This is a genomic window from Candidatus Poribacteria bacterium, assembly GCA_028820845.1.
In the GTDB taxonomy this organism is placed as follows: Bacteria; Poribacteria; WGA-4E; order WGA-4E; family WGA-3G; genus WGA-3G.
On the sequence record JAPPII010000097.1, the window covers coordinates 1 to 3905 of the forward strand.

General features: G+C 48.1%; 4 protein-coding genes. 3 read left to right on the top strand and 1 reads right to left on the bottom strand.

From position 1 onward, the window contains the following. Together OXN25_17925 and OXN25_17930 are read left to right on the top strand one after the other, a co-directional pair. Window positions 1–411: hypothetical protein (locus tag OXN25_17925; GenBank protein MDE0426733.1), on the top strand; the 411-nt coding region annotated here is incomplete at its 5' end. A gap of 110 nt (window positions 412–521) precedes the next feature. Then, entirely contained in the window at window positions 522–1805 is a 1284-nt protein-coding gene (locus OXN25_17930; protein ID MDE0426734.1) for a hypothetical protein, read from the top strand. A gap of 78 nt (window positions 1806–1883) precedes the next feature. Here the strand turns inward: OXN25_17930 and OXN25_17935 are convergent, their stop codons facing one another. After that, entirely contained in the window at window positions 1884–2633 is a 750-nt protein-coding gene (locus OXN25_17935) for a 3-oxoacyl-ACP reductase FabG (protein ID MDE0426735.1), read from the bottom strand. 458 nt (window positions 2634–3091) lie between these two features. Between OXN25_17935 and OXN25_17940 the strand changes: the two genes are divergently transcribed. After that, on the top strand, window positions 3092–3682 hold the full coding sequence (locus tag OXN25_17940; GenBank protein MDE0426736.1) for a hypothetical protein: 591 nt from the start codon (window positions 3092–3094) through the stop codon (window positions 3680–3682). Window positions 3683–3905 lie beyond the last annotated feature (223 nt).

Below are 3905 nucleotides of genomic sequence, written 5' to 3' on the forward strand. Positions count from 1 at the left end.
TTCGAGGTTGTCCACCTCACCAGCATCCTTACTTTTTACTTTCGCAAACACCTACTCGTTGCGGCGAAACGTTTAGAGCCAAAATTACAGACGAGTGCGATTCTCATCAACCCGATGGCGAATTTCCTCAAGGCAGCCACCACAATTGATGCGAACCGCATCATTTTGGGATGGACGCGAATTAATCATTTTCAACTCTATAACGCTTTCACACACGCCGTTACCCGTCAAGTTGAACAACTTCGGGCAAACGGGATTTTTGTGGAAGCCGGTTTTATTCAGACAGCTAAAGATGTTGATTGGGCGGTATCCGCACATAAAGCAGGCGGCGTTGATGGTTTGTGGGTAGATGATGTACCTTATATCAGATGCTGTCTTCAAGGCACTGACGAGGTATTTCCGTCGGAGTGACGGTCCGGATGCACAGACTTGCAGTCCAATGCTACAAGAGATCGTGTAATTAATAAACCTTCCATTTTTCGACATCGGAGAAAAATGAGCGAGGGCAATCATTTAAAAATATGCATATCACTGTTTGTAACCCGTTGTTAAGAACGCCGCTCTCCCTTATCGTTGATGATTCGTGTCCCGTGATTAATCTTACCTACTACTGGATCCAGCAACGACACGCTTGGAAAGCACGCCATCAACCCGGTGTGCTACCTGACCGCTGGGAAGGAGATGCCGCGCAATTCAAGAAAGTCCCACCAACAATCCCGGCAGATTTCGCAGCGGAATGGGCAGAATGGTGTTGGGAAAACGGCGTGAAGGGTAAATTCAGTCTGATTCCGTATCCTGCTGGAATGGGACGCGTGGATGAAGGGTTTCCAGAATTCTCGACACTGGAATATCACGCATGGCTGCGAGTCTACCGCGAACTCATCTGGCCGAGTTTCGATTTGACCCCCGAAATGCTCACGCATACGGCTGTGGTTGATCTGGAAACGTTCACGCTCACCGAGGCGTGGGAACAGGTAGAATGGGTGGACCCGCCCGTTGATGATAGACTCACAGACTACATCATCACAGCGATGGAGATGCTCGATAATGTCGGCATTCCGTGTGAGGGTGTCACCAGTCCGGGTGCGTTCGGCAAACGTCAAGAGGCGGTGTATGCGAAAGCCGTCCTTACTGCCTCTCAACATGTCAATAACAACCCGCGTCCGTTCTATTTCCTGTGGTTGAAGCATGATGAATTGCCGGATGTGCCTATCTGGTACGCTGAAAAGGAGAACGGCATCGCCATCGCGAGTATTGTCTCATGTGCTGGCGATTGGTTCGGCGGGTGGACAGGCTACGATTTAGGCGATGCTGACCGGTTCATCACTGAGGATTTGCGGGGTGGTCGCTTGCCACCGATTCTTGAGAAGGAACTTCCGTGTGTTCTTGTCGGGCATTGGCCCGGCTTCTATTTCAACGGTGAAAGGTTAGGGTTTGACGTATTGAAGACTGTCAAGGCACGGCTTAACAATTATGATCCGGATGGCACAAAAACGCTCTGGATGAAAACCTCGGAAATCGGTCATTATTGGATGGCGCGTGAGCTCACCGACATTACAGTGTTTCCGGTAGGTGCGGTTTCTAACCGCACCCAGCAAATTAAAATCTCTACCCAATTCCCGACAGCAAACTTCACTTTGGCTATTGATGCGCCGATACGCCACATTCAAGTCAACGGGTGGGACTTGCGCGAGGTGCATTCTCGCCGCGATTTTCAGAGCAATACATTTCTCGTTGAGGGTAAACAGACGTTCATTGCGTTTGATTTAGAGGTTGGGGACACTGTTCTTGAATTAGTTCTATAAAAAAAGTTAGAAGGTTCAGTGTAAGTCTTCCACCCTTCCATCCTTCCCTACTCTCCCTTTCCTTCCGCGCTTTACGTCCTATGGTATGAGAATCCTACCACCACTTGCAATCACAGTCGCCCCCGTCATATAGCTCGATTCCTCGCTTAAGAGGAACGCTATCACATCTGCCATCTCTTCGGGTTCACCGAATCTACCGAGCGGCGTTGTTGCGCGCAGCTGCTCTGCCATCTCTGTTGAAACTTCACCTAACATATCTGTCGCGATTGCCCCCGGTGCAACCGAGTTGATGCGAATATTATGCTGTGCGAGCGGTCCACAACACGATTTCGTCAGAGAGATAACCCCGGCTTTCGCCGCCGCATAAGGCAGTTGATTCGGGCGGACTGCCAACGCAGCAATCGACGATACATTGACGATACGTCCGAACTGCTGCTCAATCATCCCCGGTTTCACTGCCCACAGCACATTGAAGGGACCCGTCAAGTTAATCGCGATGATCCGATCCCAATGTTCGGGTGCCAATTCTTCAAACGTCCTATTACCGACATCGCCTGCATTGTTCACGAGCAGTTCAATTGTACCGAGTTCTGCTGTCACCGTTGCGACCATCTTGTTCACGGCATCTCTATCAGCGATATCGGCTTGCACGGGCATCGCTTCCTGTCCCATGTTACGAATCTGTTCACAAACCGCTTCTGCTTTATCCATTGCGCGGGAATAGTGTACGGCAACGTTCGCACCTTCACCAGCGAGTTTCAATGCTGTTGCCTTTCCGATGCCGCGGCTCCCACCGGTTACCAACGCAACCTTACCCTTGAATTTCATTAAAGTTAGCTAACCTCCGCATGATAGGGTTTTGATCTGAAAAGAGATCGAAACCCTTTTTGTTTTTCCCTTAGTATCTATTGCCTGCTAAGAAATATAACACAAAACAGGTGCAACGTCAATATTGTAGTATCGCAGTATCGCAGTCCGTCCTTTAGTTCCCATTTTTCTTTTTTTGCACGATTTCGCCTCAAAAATTAGGTATTTAAAGATCAGTTAGGTGACGGTTTTAAATTTCTGTCCCATTGAATTTACATTGAGTCCTATTGATACATATCTTTTCCTATAAGGTTAGACCTGCCAATACAAGTCTACTCCACCACTTGTAGGAGAAATTCTTTACGCCGACGACTTGCGACATTTTTCGTACATAGAAATAAAAAGTCGCACAATTTTTAAAGGGTGTTTTTTGCATCGCAGTGACCTTTTTTCTGTTTTTCGAGGTCTTGTTGTTATGAATGGAAACAAGATACTCAACAAATTTCTCAGATGAAATCTTGCTGGCGCGTATTCAGAATGGAGATGATGACGCACTTGTCGCCCTCATAGAGAAATATGAGCGGCTGCTGAAAACCATCATCCATTATGAAATCCACAATGCCGAGGAAGAAGCGGATATCTATTCAGAGACCCGCTTCGCGATTGTGCGGCGCATCCGCCGACGATCAGATGATATAGAATCCGTAGAACAGTGGATGAAGCAGGTCGCGCGTAGCAAATGCAAAGCGTTCCTCGTGAATGCCAAAAAACGCGGCATCATAAGGGAAAATGCTGACGAGGACTATGGCTTCGCCGCTGAGCAAGAAAGGCAACGAGGTTTCCAAAAGTATTACCTACAAGAACGCATCCTTGAAATCCGAGAGGTTGTTGAGGAGATGGGTTCCATTTATGTAGAAGTTTTGGAGTTGTGGGAACTGGAATTGACAGAGGCTGCGTCAGCAGGTGTGCTGAAGATTCTGCCAAACACCGTAAAGTCTCGGCGGAACAAAATACGAAAGGAAGTTCGCGAGCGTCTCGGTGTGTCGCTTCCATCCAAAAATCGGAAGTGAACCCGCAATTCAATCTGTTTATTGGTTTTTATATGATGAGGAAGGAGTGCCAAAAGATGCAAAAACACCTCCTGCGATGGGTACCCATTGTGGTACTGTTACTCATGGCGACACTCGTATTCACATTACACATAACACGTGCAACGACAGCCCTGTGTCGCCCGAACCTTGAAATGTGTCAACCCGAAACACAACTCCCGCCGTGTCAATCGAGTATCTGTCC

Coding starts and splice junctions, on each gene's coding strand:
- OXN25_17935 (MDE0426735.1), bottom strand. CDS start 2,633: ATGAAATTCAAGGGTAAGGTTGCGTTGGTAACCGGTGGGAGCCGCGGC.
- OXN25_17930 (MDE0426734.1), top strand. CDS start 522: ATGCATATCACTGTTTGTAACCCGTTGTTAAGAACGCCGCTCTCCCTT.
- OXN25_17940 (MDE0426736.1), top strand. CDS start 3,092: ATGGAAACAAGATACTCAACAAATTTCTCAGATGAAATCTTGCTGGCG.